This window comes from Escherichia sp. MOD1-EC6098 (assembly GCF_002965865.1).
Classification (GTDB): domain Bacteria; phylum Pseudomonadota; class Gammaproteobacteria; order Enterobacterales; family Enterobacteriaceae; genus Escherichia; species Escherichia marmotae.
Window position 1 is genome coordinate 100,526 of the sequence record NZ_PTSN01000006.1, and the last position, 18,555, is coordinate 119,080.

An 18,555-nucleotide genomic window follows, 5' to 3' on the forward strand; every position below is an offset into this window, starting at 1 on the left:
CAGAATAATACCTGTAGTACCCGGACAAACCCTCAGTGCATTTTGCCAACAATAATAACGAGGGGGGATATTTTCTGAGCTGTCCAAATACATCGGCTGATATTGACGGTCGATTCGATGGGGTTAAGGAGTTATATGAGTGACTCAATGCTCGCTGGTGGTTTGCTAACCAGACAAAATATCACCAAAAAGAATGTCATTATTGGCTTACTGTTGGTTATTTTTTTATTGACAGCGTTCTGGTGTCAGGGGCGTCCAGGTAATGAACTCGGACTGCTGGGTTTCACACCGTTGGTGGCGTTAGCGGTGCTCTCGTTGATAGGCGTCGATATTGTTCTGGCGGTTATTTCATCCATTATTATTGCGATGATAATGACTTCCACCGGTTTACCAGAAATGGGCACCATGCTGGCAAAATCGACAGGATCGTTTATCGCCACTGTTGGACTGATCATTATGCTTGGCGCAGGCGTCGGTGAAGTGGCAACACGTACCGGAGCGGCCGTTGAACTGGTCAAATTTGTGGTACATCGGATCGGGCTTTCCAGCCAGACACGGGTCAAATTTGGCATCGTCATCTCTTCCATTCTCATCTGTGGCGCGCTGGGCACTATGGCGGGTGGCAATGCCATTATTGTTGCGGTGATTATTCCTGTGGCAGCAGCAGTACGGCTTACACCTCCCACGGTGGCGGCACTGATGATGACGGCGGGGTCAGTGGGATTGTTTACCGGGCCTTTTACCCCCAGCACAGTGACGATTTTACAACTCGGCGGCCTGACTTATCCGCAATATCTGATGTACGTCGGGTTACCAATGAGCGCCGTGACGTTATTCGCAGGCTGGATCATGGCCGGGCGAATTCAGAAGATGACGGAAGGAAAATTGCATTACGACGTCGATCTTTCAGAGAAAACGCAGGAAGAAGAAGATCCCGCACGCGATCGCCGTCGCAAGCTCAGCGCCCTGGCATTTGCAGCAACCATTATTGTTATGGCGGTTATTGGCGTAGTGATAAAAGCAGGTTTTAGTTTTGCCATTATCGTTATGTTGTTGGTGGCTCTGGTCACCGGGCTGGTGGGAGGGTTAAGTCCAACCGGGATCTTGCAGGCGCTGTATAAAGGGTGTGGCAGGCTGGTGTGGATGTTTCTGCTCTACTGGCTGTATAACCCGATTCTGGAACTTATGGATAGCCTACAGGCGTATCAGGGGTTGCTCGAATATACCCAACCCCTGTTAACCGGGATATCTCCGGCATGGCTTTGCTTCTGTATTTTTGCCTTTAACATTATCGGTCATGTGCCTGGAGCCGCAGTGGCTCAGATGACTTTTACGCACAAAATATTTGGCCCGATGTTGATGGCTGCAGGTGTACCGCCACAGGGTACAACGGCGGTATTGTTAGCTTCATCGCAAGTGGACTGGTTTGGGCCTTTCCCTTCATCGGATATGTTTGGCCAAATGGGGCTGGCACAATCTACTCACCTGAAATATATGCTTTATAACGGTTGGGCCATTGTCATTGCCAATATCATTCTTTTTGCCGTGCTGTTTCAGATATTAGTTTAACGATACAAACCAGGCGATAGCGCAGCTACTGTCCGTTATCGCCTGACGGTTTCCCGCCTCGTCATCTGCTAAATTGCGAACCGGTTCCCGGAAAAATGCCATATTTCTGTCACACTCTTAATTGATTGATAACTAAAGAGGTGATGGGAATGAAAAAAACGCTAATCGCTGCGGCCGTGGCTGGAATGGTTTTACTCTCTTCGAATGCTCAGGCACAGACAGTGCCGGAAGGCTATCAGCTACAGCAAGTGCTACTCATGAGCCGTCATAACTTACGTGCGCCGCTGGCAAATAATGGCAGCGTGCTTGAGCAGTCCACGCCGAATAAATGGCCGCAATGGGATGTCCCCGGAGGGCAACTCACCACCAAAGGCGGCGTGCTGGAAGTGTATATGGGCCATTACATGCGTGAATGGCTGGCAGAGCAGGGGATGGTGAAATCGGGCGAATGTCCGCCACCGGACACCGTTTACGCCTACGCGAACAGCCTGCAACGTACCGTCGCCACTGCGCAGTTCTTTATTACTGGCGCATTCCCGGGGTGTGATATTCCTGTTCATCATCAGGAAAAAATGGGCACGATGGACCCAACCTTTAACCCGGTAATCACCGATGATTCCGCTGCATTCAGCGAGCAGGCAGTGGCAGCAATGGAAAAAGAGTTGAGTAAACTCCAGCTTACCGACAGCTACCAGCTACTGGAAAAAATCGTTAACTATAAAGATTCTCCGGCCTGTAAAGAAAAACAGCAGTGTTCACTGGTGGATGGCAAAAATACTTTTAGCGCGAAATATCAACAAGAGCCGGGCGTTTCCGGGCCGTTGAAGGTGGGCAACTCGCTGGTGGATGCGTTTACTTTGCAATACTACGAAGGTTTCCCGATGGATCAGGTGGCCTGGGGAGAGATCAAATCAGATCAACAGTGGAAGGTGTTGTCGAAACTGAAAAATGGTTACCAGGATAGCCTGTTTACTTCACCGGAAGTGGCGCGCAATGTCGCGAAACCGCTGGTGAGCTACATCGACAAAGCCCTGGTCACCGATCGCGCCAGTGCGCCGAAGATTACGGTGTTGGTAGGACACGACTCTAACATTGCCTCGCTACTCACTGCGCTGGATTTCAAACCGTATCAACTGCATGACCAGAATGAACGTACGCCCATTGGTGGCAAGATTGTCTTCCAGCGTTGGCATGACAGCAAAGCCAATCGTGATTTGATGAAAATCGAGTATGTGTACCAGAGTTCGCAGCAGTTGCGTAATGCCGACGCCTTAACCCTGCAAGCACCTGCTCAGCGCGTGACGCTGGAACTTACCGGCTGCCCGATAGATGCCAACGGATTTTGCCCGATGGATAAGTTTGATAGCGTGTTGAATGAGGCAGTGAAATAACAGAAAACTCCCCCGCGAGAAGCGAGGGAGTATGAGACAGATGACAAATGTTAGATTGCCTGATGCGCTACGCTTATCAGGCCTACCCGAGAATTGCACTATATCGAATTTGCACGATCATGTAGGTCGGATAAGGCGTTTACGCCACATCCGACATGAACAAAGCGCACTTTGTCAACAATTTGAAAACTCCCCCGCGAGAAGCGGGGGAGTATGAGACAGATGACAAATGTTAGATTGCCTGATGCGCTACGCTTATCAGGCCTACCCGAGAATTGCACTATATCGAATTTGCACGATCATGTAGGTCGGATAAGGCGTTTACGCCGCATCCGACATGAACAAAGCGCACTTTGTCAACAATTTGAAAACTCCCCCGCGAGAAGCGGGGGTGTATGGGACAGATGACAAATGTTAGATTGCCTGATGCGCTACGTTTATCAGGCCTACCCGAGAATTGCACTATATCGAATTTGCACGATCATGTAGGTCGGATAAGGCGTTCACGCCGCATCCGACATGAACAAAGCGCACTTTGTCAACAATTTGAAAACTCCCCCGCGAGAAGCGGGGGAGTATGGGACAGATGACAAATGTTAGATTGCCTGATGCGCTACGTTTATCAGGCCTACCCGAGAATTGCACTATATCGAATTTGCACGATCATGTAGGTCGGATAAGGCGTTCACGCCGCATCCGACATGAACAAAGCGCACTTTGTCAACAATTTGAAAGCTCCCCCGCGAGAAGCGGGGGAGTATGGGACAGATGACAAATGTTAGATTGCCTGATGCGCTACGCTTATCAGGCCTACCTGAGAATTGCACTATATCTGTTAGATTGCCTGATGCGCTACGTTTATCAGGTCTACCCGAGAATTGCACTATATCGAATTTGCACGATCATGTAGGTCGGATAAGGCGTTCACGCCGCATCCGACATGAACAAAGCGCACTTTGTCAACAATTTGAAAACTCCCCCGCCAGAAGCGGGGGAATTGCGGATTAAACGTTTTTACGTTCGATGGTCTGTTCGCCCCAAAAAAGCGAATCTTTATCGGTTTTGGCAAAGGCTTTGACTAACACTTCATCGCTACCTTCTTCCCAAATTTTTTCCGCCATTTTTTCGTCATACCCGGCGACTTCAAAAATGGCCTCGGCTATTTCCGGCGACGTATTGCGCAGAGATGCCCATTCACCCACGTGATGGGCTTTCGCTTCTTGAGTTGGCATGCGTATCCTCCTGTTGAAGATTAGCCATTAAGTTTGACTGCCAGACCAGCAACATATTCCCCCTGGTAACGTGCGATAGACAACTCTTCCTGGCTGGGCTGGCGCGAACCGTCACCGCCTGCAATGGTGGTAGCGCCGTAAGGCGTTCCGCCGCGAACCTGCGAGACGTCAAATAATTCCTGCGCTGCGTAGCCAATGGGGACAATCACCATGCCGTGATGCGCAAGGGTCGTCCAGGTGGAAGTAATGGTTTGTTCCTGACCGCCGCCAGTTCCGGTAGAGCTAAAGACGCTCGCCAGTTTTCCGTACAGCGCACCGGAAGCCCACAGGCCGCCAGTCTGATCCAGGAAGGTGCGCATCTGCCCTGACATATTGCCAAAGCGGGTCGGCGTACCAAAAATGATGGCATCGTAATCGGCCAGTTCTTGCGGGGTTGCAACGGGCGCAGTTTGCGGTTTACCGCCTGCTTTTTCGAATAATTGCGGCTGCATGGTTTCCGGTACACGCTTAACGACAACTTCTGCGCCATCGACTTTGCTTGCGCCTTCTGCGACTGCACGCGCCATCGTTTCAATATGTCCGTACATGGAATAATAAAGCACCAGAACTTTAGCCATTTCTAACCACTCCTCGTGTTATCTCTATTCCGTAGCGATTCGCTACCACTCATTTAAAGATAAGACGTCCTTTTCAGAGTGCAAATTTCACAACCACTTATTTGATTTATAACAACTTTCACAAGCCTGTAATTTTGTCGCAAAATGATACATTTTTATCTCATAGCGTTTTTTTAATCATAAGAGCGGCTTATGGCTGATTATCAGAAATGATATCTATTCTCGCTAAGAAGCTGTTGCAGGATATTACCAAACGCAGGCTTACCCGCGTCAGTTCACTAAGCTTAGTCCCACGTAGCGAAAATATGGCATCCGCCATACGCCGCGTTAATCCTGGGCACTATGATGACGGAGGTCAGTAATGGCAAACCATCGAGGCGGTTCCGGCAATTTTGCAGAAGACCGCGAAAGAGCATCAGAAGCAGGTAAAAAAGGTGGACAGCACAGCGGGGGGAATTTCAAAAATGACCCGCAGCGCGCATCTGAAGCAGGAAAAAAAGGTGGTAAAAGCAGTCACGGCAAAAGCGACAAATAGCCGGGCTTAATCAATGACGAATGCGTTTTTGTCTGACGCGCGTCATTAGCCACCACCGCCGGAAACCCCGGCGGTTTTTTCGTTCTGGTGTTCTCCTTTATATCCTCACGTTAATACCTTCTCGCTTATTCCATTCATATTGCGAATGTTGATGGTCGAGGCATTGTGCTGATTTTGCTATCCTGTTGCCCATCGACAAGAGGGGAGAGCGCATGACGCAAGGCGCAGTGAAAACAACGGGTAAACGTTTGCGCGCAGTGAGCGTGAAGAAAAAAGCGATTCTTAGCGCGGCACTGGACACTTTTTCACAATTCGGTTTTCACGGCACAAGACTGGAGCAAATTGCAGAGTTGGCGGGCGTTTCAAAAACCAATCTGCTGTATTACTTCCCGTCGAAAGAGGCACTGTATATTGCCGTGCTGCGGCAAATTCTGGATATCTGGCTGGCACCGTTAAAGGCGTTTCGTGAAGATTTCGCTCCGCTGGCGGCGATCAAAGAGTACATCCGGCTGAAGCTGGAAGTTTCCCGTGATTATCCGCAGGCTTCGCGCCTGTTCTGTATGGAGATGCTGGCTGGCGCGCCGCTGTTGATGGATGAACTGACCGGCGACCTGAAGGCGTTAATTGATGAGAAATCGGCGCTGATTGCCGGTTGGGTCAAAAGCGGCAAACTCGCACCGATTGATCCGCAGCATCTGATTTTTATGATTTGGGCTTCCACCCAACATTACGCTGATTTCGCTCCCCAGGTGGAGGCGGTAACGGGCGCGACATTGCGCGATGAGGTGTTTTTCAATCAAACGGTTGAAAACGTGCAGCGGATTATTATTGAAGGGATCCGACCACGTTAATGATGCCGGAGGAGGTTGCGACATCCTCCGGCTACCTGTTTAACCGATCGTCATCAAACTGGCGTTACCTCCGGCGGCAGCGGTATTCACACTCAGCGAGCGTTCAATATACAGCCGTTCCAGCAGGATATTGCTTTCGCCACGGGCAAACCCCTGCACTGAAACAATCGCACCGTCCCGTGCGGCAACCGCTTCACACAACGCCCGAAGCTGATCCGAATCACCGTGGAAGATCACCGCATCAAACGGTTGAGCGGTAATATTTTCCGCTTTCGCCAGTTGAATACGTTCGCTGACTGCCGATGGCAATGCCTTCACTAACTGACGATGCAGCGCGTCATCCGGCCACAGCACCTGGCTGCCCACAGCCAGCACGGCGGCAAGCTGGGTTAATGCATCCTGTTCATCATCCGCAATACACAGCACGCGCTCACGCGGCAGCAGCGTCCAGGTATTACGTTCACCCGTCGGTCCTGGCAGTAATCGCTGTGTTCCTGCCTGTGCCAGCTCGCCATATTGCGTACATAACGCCTGCAATTCTGTTCGGTTTGATGCCCATTCCCGCAGCGCATTCAGTGGCTGAATTAATGCTGCTTTCAGTTGGGCATCAACCGGATACTCTGCATCCTGACGTGCGAGCGTCACCGCCAGTGCACTTTCCGGGCGATTCGCCAGCAGACGGTAGAGATAGAGCGGACCACCCGCTTTCGGGCCTGTACCGGACAACCCTTCGCCGCCGAACGGCTGCACACCAACTACTGCGCCAACCATATTACGGTTAACATAAAGGTTGCCGACATGTGCCGAGCCAGTGACCTGGGCGATAGTTTCATCAATACGCGTATGGACACCGAGCGTCAGGCCATAGCCGGAAGCGTTAATCTGCTCGATCAGCTCCGGTAATTGATTACGGTTGTAGCGCACTACATGTAGCACCGGGCCAAAGACTTCTTTTTGCAATTCAGCAAAGCTATCCAGTTCGATCAGCGTCGGCGCGACAAAAGTGCCGCTTTGCCATTCACGGGCATCTTCACTGTTTTCCCGCACTGTCTGAAATACCGGACGGCCTTTGCTGCGCATGGTCTGAATATGACGCTCAATATTCGCTTTCGCTTCGCTATCGATCACCGGCCCGATATCGGTGGTCAGGCGACCCGGATTGCCCATTCGGCACTCGGCCATTGCGCCGCGCAGCATTTTCAAGGTGTGATCGGCAATCTCATCTTGCAAACACAGCACGCGTAGCGCCGAACAACGCTGGCCTGCGCTGTCGAACGCCGAGGCCAGTACATCTATTACTACTTGTTCAGTCAGTGCTGAAGAATCGACAATCATCGCGTTCATCCCACCGGTTTCAGCGATAAGCGGAATAGGGCGACCCTGAGCGTCCAGACGGCTGGCGATATTGCGTTGTAGCAAGGTAGCGACTTCGGTTGAACCGGTGAACATCACCCCGCGCACACGATCATCACCCGTCAGTTGTGCGCCCACGGTTTCACCCTGACCTGGCAGCAATTGTACTACGCCTGGCGGCACACCCGCTTCCAGCAAAATGGCGATCCCTTGCGCCGCAATCAGCGGCGTTTGCTCCGCCGGTTTTGCCAGTACGCTGTTACCTGCCGCCAGCGCGGCAGCAATTTGCCCGGTGAAAATGGCCAGCGGGAAGTTCCACGGGCTGATACATACCACGGGGCCTAAAGGACGATGCGTTTCGTTAGCGAAATCATCACGTACCTGTCCGGCGTAGTAGTGGAGAAAATCAACGGCTTCACGCACTTCGGCAATGGCGTTACTGAACGTTTTTCCGGCTTCACGCACCAGAATACCAATCAGTTGCTGCATCTGACTTTCCATTAGCACGGCAGCGCGATGCAAAATCGCTGCGCGTTCAGCCGGAGGGGTGGCAAACCAGATAGGCGCATTGTTGACGGCATTTTCCAGTGCCTGGTCCACTTCACGTGGCGTGGCTTCACGCACATAGCCCACAATATCTTTCGGTTCCGCCGGGTTGATAACGGGCGACATTTCGCCTGCCGCAACCGGTTGTTCCAGCATTGGCAAGGCCTGCCACTTTTGCAGCGCACTGTTGAGCAGAGCAGAGGAGAGTGACGCCAGACGGTGTTCATTGGCGAGATCTAACCCTGCCGAGTTGTCGCGCCCGCGACCGTAGAGATCGCGCGGCAGGGGAATTTTCGGATGCGGTAATCCGGTTTGCCCTTCCTGCTGCGCTATTTTTTCTACGGCAGCGACCGGATCGGCAACCAGTTCATCCAGTGGCAGAGAGGTGTCGGCAATGCGGTTAACGAACGAGGTGTTAGCACCGTTTTCCAGCAGACGACGCACCAGATACGCCAGCAGCGTCTCATGTGTGCCAACCGGCGCATAAATACGACACGGACGGTTAAGTTTGCCGTCGGCAACTTTCCCGGTGACCTGCTCATACAGCGGCTCGCCCATACCATGCAGGCACTGGAACTCATACTGACCCGGATAGTAGTTCTGTCCCGCCAGTTGATAAATCGCCGCCAGCGTGTGGGCGTTGTGTGTCGCGAACTGCGGGTAGATTAAATTCGGCACCGCCAGCAGCTTTTTCGCACAGGCGAGATAAGAAACATCGGTGTACACCTTGCGGGTATAAACCGGATAGCCTTCAAGGCCGTCCATCTGTGCTCGCTTGATTTCACTGTCCCAGTACGCGCCTTTCACCAGACGAATCATCAGGCGGCGACGGCTACGGGTCGCCAGATCAATCAGGTAATCAATTACCATCGGGCAGCGTTTCTGATAAGCCTGAATAACAAAACCGATGCCGTTCCAGCCTGCCAGTTCTGGCTCGAAACAGAGTTTTTCCAGCAGATCGAGGGAGATCTCCAGACGATCGGCCTCTTCGGCATCGATGTTAATACCAATATCGTACTGGCGTGCCAGCAGCGTCAGGGATTTCAGGCGCGGGTAAAGTTCGTCCATCACGCGGTCATACTGCGCGCGGCTGTAACGCGGGTGTAGGGCGGAGAGCTTAATTGAGATCCCCGGGCCTTCGTAGATACCGCGTCCGTTAGAGGCTTTACCAATCGCGTGGATAGCCTGCTGATAAGAGACCATATACGCCTGCGCGTCCGCTGCGGTTAGCGCGGCTTCGCCCAGCATATCGTATGAGTAACGGAAACCTTTCTCTTCCAGCTTACGGGCATTGGCTAACGCCTCCGCGATGGTTTCGCCGGTGACGAACTGTTCACCCATCAGACGCATCGCCATATCCACACCTTTGCGGATCAGTGGTTCACCGCTCTTACCGATAATGCGGTTCAGCGAACGGGAGAGGCTGGCTTCGTTATGGGTAGAAACCAGTTTACCGGTAAAAAGTAGCCCCCAGGTGGCGGCATTAACAAACAGCGACGGGCTACGACCAATATGTGACTGCCAGTTACCATTGCTGATTTTGTCGCGAATTAAGGCGTCACGGGTGGCTTTATCGGGGATACGCAGTAACGCTTCTGCCAGACACATCAGCGCTACACCTTCCTGTGATGACAGCGAAAACTCCTGCAATAGTCCCTGAACCATGCCTGCGCGACCACTGGCGTTTTTTTGGTTACGCAGTTTATCCGCCAGTTGATATGCCAGTTTATGCGCCTGTTCAGCAACCGGCTGTGGCAGACGAGCTTGTTCCAGTAACATGGAAACAGCTTCTGTTTCCGGGCGGCGATACGCGGCGGTGATGGCGGCGCGGGAAACCGACTGCGGCAAAATTTGCTCGGCAAAATCGAGGAAAGGCTGGTGTGGTTCATCTGCCGGATTCGGTGCTTCATCGCTCTCATTGGCCGCGCCAGAAAGCAGCGCAGGTAGCTCCGGCAAGGTATCGCTGTTTTCAAGTTGTTCGAGATAAGAAAAAATCGCCTGCTTAATTAACCAGTGTGGTGTGCGATCGATACGTGTCGCGGCAGACTTAATACGCTCACGCGTCGCGTCGTCCAGCTTAACCCCCATAGTGGTGGTTCCCATGCCATTACTCCTGTTGTTCTGAAAGGTGCAACTTAACGTTATCGTGAAATATCCATTATGTTGCAACTTTGTGCAACTGCGTTAAATGTGACCTGCGTAGCAAGCTTAAAAATGAATGAAATGTTAATAAAAGTAATCGTTATGACAGGAATTAAAAAAGTAACGCAGACTTTTTCTCTGCGGCAGTTAACATTTTTGAAAGGTGCAACCGCAAAAAATGTGAGGGAGTGCAACCTGATGGAAAATAGTATCGCTGGGTAATAAAAATTGATGTAAATGATGTGTTAAATCGATTGTGAATAACCAGCGCTTACGGCAGGATACGGTCGCCCTGGTAAACATAAACTCTGTTACCCCGTTCCGGTGGCAGATATAACGGCAAGTTTCGACATTGCCGATAATATTTTTTTGGAGACTTTAGATGGCTATTAGCACACCGATGTTGGTGACGTTTTGTGTCTATATCTTTGGCATGATATTGATTGGGTTTATCGCCTGGCGATCAACCAAAAACTTTGACGATTATATTTTGGGTGGCCGCAGTCTTGGCCCATTTGTAACGGCATTATCGGCGGGTGCGTCGGATATGAGCGGCTGGTTATTAATGGGGTTGCCGGGCGCGGTATTTCTTTCCGGGATTTCAGAAAGCTGGATCGCCATTGGCCTGACATTAGGCGCGTGGATCAACTGGAAACTGGTGGCCGGGCGGTTGCGTGTTCATACCGAATACAACAATAACGCCTTAACTCTGCCGGACTATTTCACCGGGCGCTTTGAAGATAAAAGCCGTATTTTGCGTATTATCTCCGCGCTGGTTATTTTACTGTTTTTCACTATTTATTGTGCTTCGGGCATTGTGGCTGGCGCACGTCTGTTTGAAAGCACCTTCGGCATGAGCTACGAAACGGCTCTGTGGGCAGGTGCGGCGGCGACCATCCTTTATACCTTTATTGGCGGTTTCCTCGCGGTGAGCTGGACCGATACCGTGCAGGCCAGCCTGATGATTTTTGCGCTGATCCTCACTCCGGTGATCGTGATTATCAGCGTCGGTGGTTTTGGTGACTCGCTGGAAGTGATCAAACAAAAGAGCATTGAAAACGTTGATATGCTCAAAGGCCTGAACTTTGTCGCCATTATCTCGCTGATGGGGTGGGGGCTGGGCTACTTCGGGCAGCCGCATATTCTGGCGCGTTTTATGGCAGCGGATTCCCACCATAGCATCGTCCATGCGCGTCGTATCAGCATGACCTGGATGATCCTCTGCCTGGCCGGAGCGGTGGCTGTCGGCTTCTTTGGTATTGCTTACTTTAATGATCATCCGGCGGTAGCGGGTGCGGTAAACCAGAATGCTGAACGCGTATTTATCGAACTGGCGCAAATTCTGTTTAATCCGTGGATTGCCGGAATTCTGTTGTCAGCGATTCTGGCAGCGGTGATGTCAACACTAAGCTGTCAGTTGCTGGTATGTTCCAGTGCGATTACCGAAGATCTGTACAAAGCGTTTCTGCGTAAACATGCCAGCCAGAAAGAACTGGTGTGGGTTGGGCGCGTGATGGTGCTGGTGGTGGCGCTGGTGGCCATTGCGTTGGCGGCAAACCCGGAAAACCGCGTGCTGGGTCTGGTGAGCTACGCGTGGGCAGGTTTTGGTGCGGCGTTTGGTCCGGTCGTGCTGTTCTCGGTAATGTGGTCACGCATGACGCGCAACGGTGCGCTGGCGGGGATGATTATTGGCGCGCTTACGGTTATCGTCTGGAAACAGTTCGGCTGGCTGGGGCTGTACGAAATTATTCCGGGCTTTATCTTCGGCAGCATTGGGATTGTGGTGTTCAGTTTGCTGGGTAAAGCACCGTCAGCGGCGATGCAAAAACGTTTTGCTGAAGCGGATGCGCATTATCATTCGGCGCCGCCGTCACGGTTGCAGGAAAGCTAAGGGAAGGCGTTTTACCGAAACATAACAGGCAGCAGGCAGAGGGCAATCAGTGATTGCCCTCTGTGTTTTCTTTCAAAGTATTTTTACATTTCATCATCATTATCACTACATTTCGCTTGTGTTTTCCTTCGCCGTAATGATAATCGCTATCACTGCGATTTACTTTTCTTTGCATAGATTGACTCAGAAAAACGTTTAAGGGTGGGTGGCATGTTTGTTCCGTTTCTCATTATGTTGCGCGAAGGACTTGAAGCCGCGCTGATTGTTAGTTTGATTGCCAGCTATCTTAAGCGTACCCAGCGGGGCCGATGGATTGGTGTGATGTGGATTGGCGTGTTGCTTGCCGCCGCGTTGTGCCTGGGACTGGGCATCTTCATTAATGAAACCACCGGCGAATTCCCACAAAAAGAACAAGAACTGTTTGAAGGTATCGTGGCGGTGATTGCCGTGGTGATCCTCACCTGGATGGTTTTCTGGATGCGCAAAGTGTCGCGCAACGTCAAAGTGCAACTGGAACAGGCGGTCGATAGCGCATTGCAGCGCGGAAACCATCACGGCTGGGCGCTGGTGATGATGGTCTTTTTTGCCGTTGCAAGGGAAGGGCTGGAGTCGGTCTTTTTCTTGCTGGCGGCATTTCAACAGGATGTCGGGATTTGGCCGCCGCTGGGCGCAATGCTTGGTCTCGCTACTGCCGTAGTGCTCGGTTTCTTGCTCTACTGGGGGGGGATTCGCCTGAATCTTGGCGCATTTTTCAAATGGACGAGCCTGTTTATCCTCTTCGTCGCCGCAGGGCTGGCCGCTGGTGCCATTCGCGCATTTCATGAAGCCGGACTGTGGAACCACTTCCAGGAAATCGCCTTCGATATGAGCGCGGTGCTCTCAACTCACTCTCTGTTCGGTACGCTGATGGAAGGTATTTTTGGTTATCAGGAAGCGCCCAGCGTCAGCGAAGTGGCCGTCTGGTTTATTTATCTCATCCCGGCGTTGGTGGCGTTTGCTCTGCCGCCACGTACCGGTACGACAGCGTCTCGCTCCGTGTAACGAATACGACGCAAACTCTTACTTAGTTACAACATACTTTAAAGGGATAGTCTCGTCATGACCACTAACTTCCGCCGTAGCGCACTGTACCTGAGCGTGGCTGCGCTTTTCTCCACCGCTTTTATGGCTAACGCTGCTGATGTTCCGCAGGTCAAAGTGACTGTGACGGATAAACAGTGCGAACCGATGACCATTACGGTCAACGCCGGTAAAACGCAGTTCATTATTCAGAATCACAGCCAGAAGGCACTGGAGTGGGAGATCCTCAAAGGTGTGATGGTGGTGGAAGAGCGGGAAAATATCGCCCCTGGTTTTAGCCAGAAAATGACGGCGAATTTACAGCCAGGTGAATACGATATGACCTGCGGTCTGCTGACTAACCCGAAAGGGAAGTTGATCGTCAAAGGCGAGGCGACGGCGGATGCGGCGCAAAGCGATGCGCTGTTAAGTCTTGGCGGTGCAATTACCGAATATAAAGCGTATGTCATGGCGGAAACCGCGCAACTGGTTACCGATACCAAAGCCTTTACCGACGCAATCAAAGCAGGCGATATCGAAAAAGCCAAAGCACTGTATGCCCCGACGCGCCAGCACTATGAGCGCATTGAACCAATCGCTGAACTGTTCTCTGATCTGGATGGCAGCATTGACGCGCGTGAGGATGATTACGAACAAAAAGCGGCTGACCCGAAATTCACCGGTTTCCACCGTCTGGAAAAAGCGCTGTTTGGCGACAACACCACCAAAGGGATGGATAAGTACGCTGACCAGCTTTATACCGATGTGGTCGATTTGCAAAAACGTATCAGTGAACTGGCTTTCCCGCCATCAAAAGTCGTTGGTGGCGCAGCCGGGCTGATCGAAGAAGTGGCAGCCAGCAAAATCAGTGGTGAAGAAGATCGCTACAGCCATACCGATCTGTGGGACTTCCAGGCAAACATTGAAGGCTCTCAGAAAATTGTCGATCTGCTGCGTCCACAATTACAAAAAGCTAATCCAGAACTGCTGGCGAAAGTTGACGCCAACTTCAAAAAAGTCGATACCATTCTGGCGAAATATCGAACTAAAGACGGTTTTGAAACCTACGATAAGCTGACCGATGCCGACCGTAACGCGCTGAAAGGGCCGATTACTGCGCTGGCAGAAGATCTGGCGCAACTTCGCGGTGTGCTGGGACTGGATTAAGCGTTATGCAGTACAAAAATGAAAACGGCGTGAATGAACCGTCACGCCGACGTTTACTTAAAGGGATTGGCGCGCTGGCGCTGGCAGGGAGTTGCCCGGTCGCTCATGCGCAAAAAGTGCAAAGTGCGCCGGGTACGCTTTCGCCAGAAGCGCGCAATGAGAAACAACCTTTTTATGGTGAGCATCAGGCGGGCATTCTGACACCACAGCAAGCTGCAATGATGCTGGTGGCGTTTGATGTGCTGGCCAGCAATAAAGCCGATCTTGAGCGGCTGTTTCGTTTGCTGACTCAGCGGTTTGCTTTTCTGACTCAGGGCGGAGTGGCACCAGAAACGCCCAATCCTCGCTTGCCGCCACTCGATTCCGGCATTCTCGGCGGATACATTGCGCCTGATAATCTCACTATTACACTGTCTGTGGGGCATTCGTTGTTTGATGAGCGGTTTGGCCTTGCGTCGCAGATGCCGAAAAAGTTGCAGAAGATGACGCGTTTCCCTAACGACTCGCTGGATGCAGCATTGTGTCATGGTGATGTGCTGTTGCAGATTTGCGCTAACACCCAGGACACGGTGATCCATGCGCTGCGCGATATCATTAAACACACGCCAGATTTACTCAGCGTTCGCTGGAAACGGGAAGGGTTTATTTCCGATCATGCGGCGCGTAGCAAAGGCAAAGAGACGCCGATTAATTTGCTGGGCTTCAAAGATGGCACCGCCAATCCCGACAGCCAGAATACGAAACTGATGCAAAAAGTGGTGTGGGTAACGGCAGATCAGCAGGAGCCAGCCTGGACTATTGGTGGCAGCTACCAGGCCGTGCGTTTAATTCAGTTTCGGGTGGAGTTTTGGGACAGAACACCACTGAAAGAGCAGCAGACGATTTTTGGTCGAGATAAACAAACCGGTGCACCGCTGGGTATGCAGCATGAGCATGATGTACCGGATTACGCCAGTGACCCTGAAGGGAAGGTGATTGCGCTGGACAGCCATATCCGGCTGGCGAATCCCCGCACGCCAGAGAGTGAGTCCAGCCTGATGCTGCGTCGCGGCTACAGTTATTCGTTGGGTGTCACCAACTCCGGGCAACTTGATATGGGGCTTTTGTTTGTCTGCTACCAACACGATCTGGAAAAAGGCTTCCTGACAGTTCAAAAAAGGCTGAATGGTGAGGCTCTGGAGGAATATGTCAAACCCATCGGCGGGGGGTATTTTTTTGCGCTGCCGGGGGTGAAGAATGCGAACGATTACCTGGGAAGCGCGTTATTGCGGGTTTAATGTTTGTTTACGCCGCATCTGGCGTTCGTGCTCTGATGCCTGATGCGACGCTTGCGCGTCTTATCATGCCTACGGTTAGGGTACAGAGCACACTAATATCGACCCAAATTGCTCGTTTTTGTCATCACACTGTCATCTTTGCGATACAAGCTAATGTCATCAAAATGGTGGTTTATAGTTAAATATAAGTAAATATATTGTTGCAATGAATAAGAGATCTGTTGTACTTATTATGTAACAGCGGTAGTTCCCGGCAGTGATAGTCAGTCACTATGGAGATCGCGGATGGTAACGTCCTGTACTGGACATGTTTTTGACAATCAACGCTCGACTAAACGCGGAGACTTCTCCTCCGGTAGCAACTGCGTCACTCTACATTCTCATCCACTTCCTTTCTTTATTCGTGTTACCGACGCCTTTAACGGTGCGCGTAGCCGTTTTCGGTGTTATTTCCAAAAGCAAACTATGGCTTACAAGGAAGCCAACCCTCTGATGTTCGTGCGCATAATCGCGCTGCCAACGGCGCGTGTGATGAATACAAACAACTCAAGGTGCTCTCCATGGGAAGACAAAAAGCAGTGATCAAAGCTCGTCGCGAGGCAAAACGTGTGCTGAGACGGGATTCGCGTAGCCATAAACAGCGTGAAGAAGAATCGGTCACCTCGCTTGTGCAGATGAGCGGCGTAGAAGCCATTGGCATGGCTCGCGACAGTCGTGATACTTCGCCAATCGCCGCGCGAAATGAAGCGCAATTGCACTATCTGAAGGCTATTGAGAGTAAGCAGCTTATATTTGCCACTGGCGAAGCCGGGTGCGGCAAAACCTGGATCAGTGCTGCAAAAGCGGCAGAGGCTCTGATTCATAAGGATGTCGACAGGATTATCGTCACCCGTCCAGTATTGCAGGCCGATGAAGATCTTGGCTTCTTACCTGGAGATATTGCAGAAAAGTTTGCTCCTTATTTTCGCCCGGTCTATGACGTGCTTGTCCGGCGCCTGGGGGCTTCCTTTATGCAGTATTGCCTGCGACCGGAAATAGGGAAGGTGGAAATCGCGCCGTTCGCCTACATGCGTGGACGTACCTTTGAAAATGCAGTTGTCATTCTTGACGAGGCGCAGAATGTGACTGCCGCGCAAATGAAAATGTTTTTAACCCGCCTCGGGGAAAACGTGACGGTTATCGTCAACGGTGATATCACGCAATGCGATTTACCTCGCGGCGTGCGATCCGGATTAAGTGACGCTCTGGAACGTTTTGAAGAAGATGAGATGATCGGGATTGTCCGATTCGGCAAAGATGATTGCGTACGTTCGGCACTTTGCCAACGAACGCTACATGCTTACAGCTAAGTGTATTATTGGTTCAAAGCCCGGGCGAGCCGGGCTTTGAGATTGATGACAAACGTAAGATGCCTGATGCGCTACGCTTATCAGACCTACAAGATAATCACAATGTATTGAATTTGCGAGATTTTGTGGGGCGGATAAGACGTTCATGCCACATCCGGCATGAACAAAGCGCACAGTGTCAACAATCTGAGAACCCCGGCCGGGGCTTCTCATCCCCCCCGGTGTATGCAATATGCGAAAAAAAAGCCCGTACTTTCGTACGAGCTCTTCTTAAAATATGGCGGTGAGGGGGGGATTCGAACCCCCGATACGTTGCCGTATACACACTTTCCAGGCGTGCTCCTTCAGCCACTCGGACACCTCACCAAATTGTTGTTCCTGTCTTGCTGGAACGGGCGCTAATTTAGGGAAATCATGGCCTGAGGTCAACAAACTTTTTAAAAAAATCGCGCGTTTATTCAAACTTCAATCAATATGCAGTTTTAATAAGCAAAATCTGCTTTTTTTGCCACCGACCGCTGATTTGTTATGCTGGTGGTCTTTGTAGATCATAACGATAAGTGCGAATAAATTTCGCTCAGATTTTTCGGGAGTCAGTATGGATATCATCTTTTATCACCCAACGTTTGATACCCAATGGTGGATTGATGCGCTGGGGAAATCGCTTCCACATGCAAGAGTCAGAGCATGGGAAACCGGCGATAATCATCCTGCGGATTATGCTTTGGTCTGGCATCCTCCGGTCGGGATGCTGGCAGGGCGTGACCTTAAGGCGGTGTTCGCGTTGGGTGCTGGTGTTGATTCGATTTTGAGTAAATTACAGACACACCCTGAAATGCTGAAACCGTCTATTCCGCTTTTTCGCCTGGAAGATACCGGTATGGGCGAGCAAATGCAGGAGTACGCAGTGAGCCAGGTGTTGCACTGGTTTCGGCGCTTTGACGATTATCGCGAGCAACAAAATGCTTCGCTTTGGCAACCACTGCCTGAATATCACCGGGAAGATTTTACTATCGGCATTCTGGGGGCTGGTGTATTGGGCAGTAAAGTCGCACAGAGTTTGCGAACCTGGCGCTTTCCATTGCGTTGTTGGAGTCGCACTCGTAAATCCTGGTCTGGTGTTCAAAGCTTTGCCGGAAGCGAAGAGTTGCACGCATTTCTGAGCCAATGCCGCGTATTGATTAATCTTCTACCGAATACCCCCGAAACGGCCGGCATTATTAATCAACAATTATTAGAAAAATTACCGGATGGCGCGTATCTCCTGAATCTGGCGCGTGGCGTTCATGTAGTAGAAGATGACCTGCTCGCGGCGCTGGATAGCGGTAAGGTTAAAGCGGCGATGCTGGATGTTTTTAATCGTGAACCCTTACCGTCGGAAAGTCGGCTCTGGCAACATCCACGTGTGACAATAACACCACATGTTGCAGCCATTACCCGACCTGCTGAAGCGGTGGAGTATATTGCACGCACCATTACGCAACTTGAACGAGGGGAGACGGCTAGCGGGCAGGTCGATCGCGCTCGAGGCTACTAATAAAGCTTCCGGATTCCTGCTATCCTTGGCGGTAATTGA

General features: G+C 51.4%; 14 protein-coding genes and 1 tRNA gene. 11 read left to right on the forward strand and 4 right to left on the reverse strand.

Features of this window, described 5'->3' with window-relative positions; translation table 11 throughout:
• The first annotated feature begins 135 nt into the window (after positions 1 to 135).
• Both C0K55_RS08910 and agp read left to right on the forward strand, forming a co-directional pair.
• Positions 136 to 1,569: a hypothetical protein gene (locus C0K55_RS08910; RefSeq protein WP_001285182.1), complete on the forward strand. Its 1,434-nt coding sequence runs from the start codon at positions 136 to 138 to the stop codon at positions 1,567 to 1,569.
• Between the two features lie 149 nt (positions 1,570 to 1,718).
• Complete coding sequence (gene agp / locus C0K55_RS08915; protein ID WP_001516155.1) at positions 1,719 to 2,960, forward strand: bifunctional glucose-1-phosphatase/inositol phosphatase; 1,242 nt, start codon at positions 1,719 to 1,721, stop codon at positions 2,958 to 2,960.
• Positions 2,961 to 3,964: 1,004 nt separating this feature from the next.
• Here the strand turns inward: agp and C0K55_RS08920 are convergent.
• Positions 3,965 to 4,192 carry a YccJ family protein gene (locus C0K55_RS08920; protein WP_001143120.1) on the reverse strand — a complete coding sequence of 76 codons (228 nt, stop codon included), beginning with the start codon at positions 4,190 to 4,192 and terminating at the stop codon, positions 3,965 to 3,967.
• A 20-nt stretch (positions 4,193 to 4,212) separates the two neighbouring features.
• Entirely contained in the window at positions 4,213 to 4,809 is a 597-nt protein-coding gene (gene wrbA, locus C0K55_RS08925; RefSeq protein ID WP_001151439.1) for an NAD(P)H:quinone oxidoreductase, read from the reverse strand.
• Between the two features lie 361 nt (positions 4,810 to 5,170).
• Between wrbA and C0K55_RS08935 the strand changes: the two genes are divergently transcribed.
• Both C0K55_RS08935 and rutR read left to right on the forward strand, forming a co-directional pair.
• Positions 5,171 to 5,344 (forward strand): general stress protein, encoded by a 174-nt coding sequence (locus C0K55_RS08935; protein WP_001273657.1) that lies wholly within the window; start codon positions 5,171 to 5,173, stop codon positions 5,342 to 5,344.
• Between the two features lie 212 nt (positions 5,345 to 5,556).
• Positions 5,557 to 6,195, forward strand: a complete 639-nt coding sequence (gene rutR / locus C0K55_RS08940) for an HTH-type transcriptional regulator RutR (protein ID WP_105266848.1) — start codon at positions 5,557 to 5,559, stop codon at positions 6,193 to 6,195.
• A gap of 39 nt (positions 6,196 to 6,234) precedes the next feature.
• On the opposite strand, the gene putA is transcribed toward rutR, so the two are convergent.
• Positions 6,235 to 10,197 carry a trifunctional transcriptional regulator/proline dehydrogenase/L-glutamate gamma-semialdehyde dehydrogenase gene (gene putA / locus C0K55_RS08945; protein ID WP_105263253.1) on the reverse strand — a complete coding sequence of 1,321 codons (3,963 nt, stop codon included), beginning with the start codon at positions 10,195 to 10,197 and terminating at the stop codon, positions 6,235 to 6,237.
• A 57-nt stretch (positions 10,198 to 10,254) separates the two neighbouring features.
• Here putA and C0K55_RS26090 point away from each other — a divergent pair, with 57 nt between their 5' ends.
• From C0K55_RS26090 to phoH, 6 genes are all read left to right on the forward strand, one after another.
• Positions 10,255 to 10,458 carry a hypothetical protein gene (locus tag C0K55_RS26090; protein WP_000939659.1) on the forward strand — a complete coding sequence of 68 codons (204 nt, stop codon included), beginning with the start codon at positions 10,255 to 10,257 and terminating at the stop codon, positions 10,456 to 10,458.
• A gap of 160 nt (positions 10,459 to 10,618) precedes the next feature.
• Positions 10,619 to 12,127, forward strand: a complete 1,509-nt coding sequence (gene putP, locus C0K55_RS08955; RefSeq protein WP_001018482.1) for a sodium/proline symporter PutP — start codon at positions 10,619 to 10,621, stop codon at positions 12,125 to 12,127.
• A 210-nt stretch (positions 12,128 to 12,337) separates the two neighbouring features.
• The gene (gene efeU, locus C0K55_RS08960) at positions 12,338 to 13,168 is read left to right on the forward strand and encodes an iron uptake transporter permease EfeU (protein WP_000497945.1); all 831 of its coding nucleotides are present in this window, start codon (positions 12,338 to 12,340) and stop codon (positions 13,166 to 13,168) included.
• A 57-nt stretch (positions 13,169 to 13,225) separates the two neighbouring features.
• Entirely contained in the window at positions 13,226 to 14,353 is a 1,128-nt protein-coding gene (gene efeO, locus C0K55_RS08965; RefSeq protein WP_000210439.1) for an iron uptake system protein EfeO, read from the forward strand.
• A 5-nt stretch (positions 14,354 to 14,358) separates the two neighbouring features.
• Positions 14,359 to 15,630 (forward strand): iron uptake transporter deferrochelatase/peroxidase subunit, encoded by a 1,272-nt coding sequence (gene efeB / locus C0K55_RS08970; protein WP_105266849.1) that lies wholly within the window; start codon positions 14,359 to 14,361, stop codon positions 15,628 to 15,630.
• Positions 15,631 to 16,190: 560 nt separating this feature from the next.
• Complete coding sequence (gene phoH / locus C0K55_RS08975; RefSeq protein WP_000533531.1) at positions 16,191 to 16,979, forward strand: phosphate starvation-inducible protein PhoH; 789 nt, start codon at positions 16,191 to 16,193, stop codon at positions 16,977 to 16,979.
• Positions 16,980 to 17,257: 278 nt separating this feature from the next.
• Here phoH and C0K55_RS08985 read toward each other — a convergent pair.
• Positions 17,258 to 17,345 (reverse strand) — tRNA-Ser (locus tag C0K55_RS08985).
• A 232-nt stretch (positions 17,346 to 17,577) separates the two neighbouring features.
• Here C0K55_RS08985 and ghrA point away from each other — a divergent pair.
• Entirely contained in the window at positions 17,578 to 18,516 is a 939-nt protein-coding gene (ghrA, locus tag C0K55_RS08990; RefSeq protein WP_016248581.1) for a glyoxylate/hydroxypyruvate reductase GhrA, read from the forward strand.
• The last annotated feature ends 39 nt before the right edge of the window (positions 18,517 to 18,555 follow it).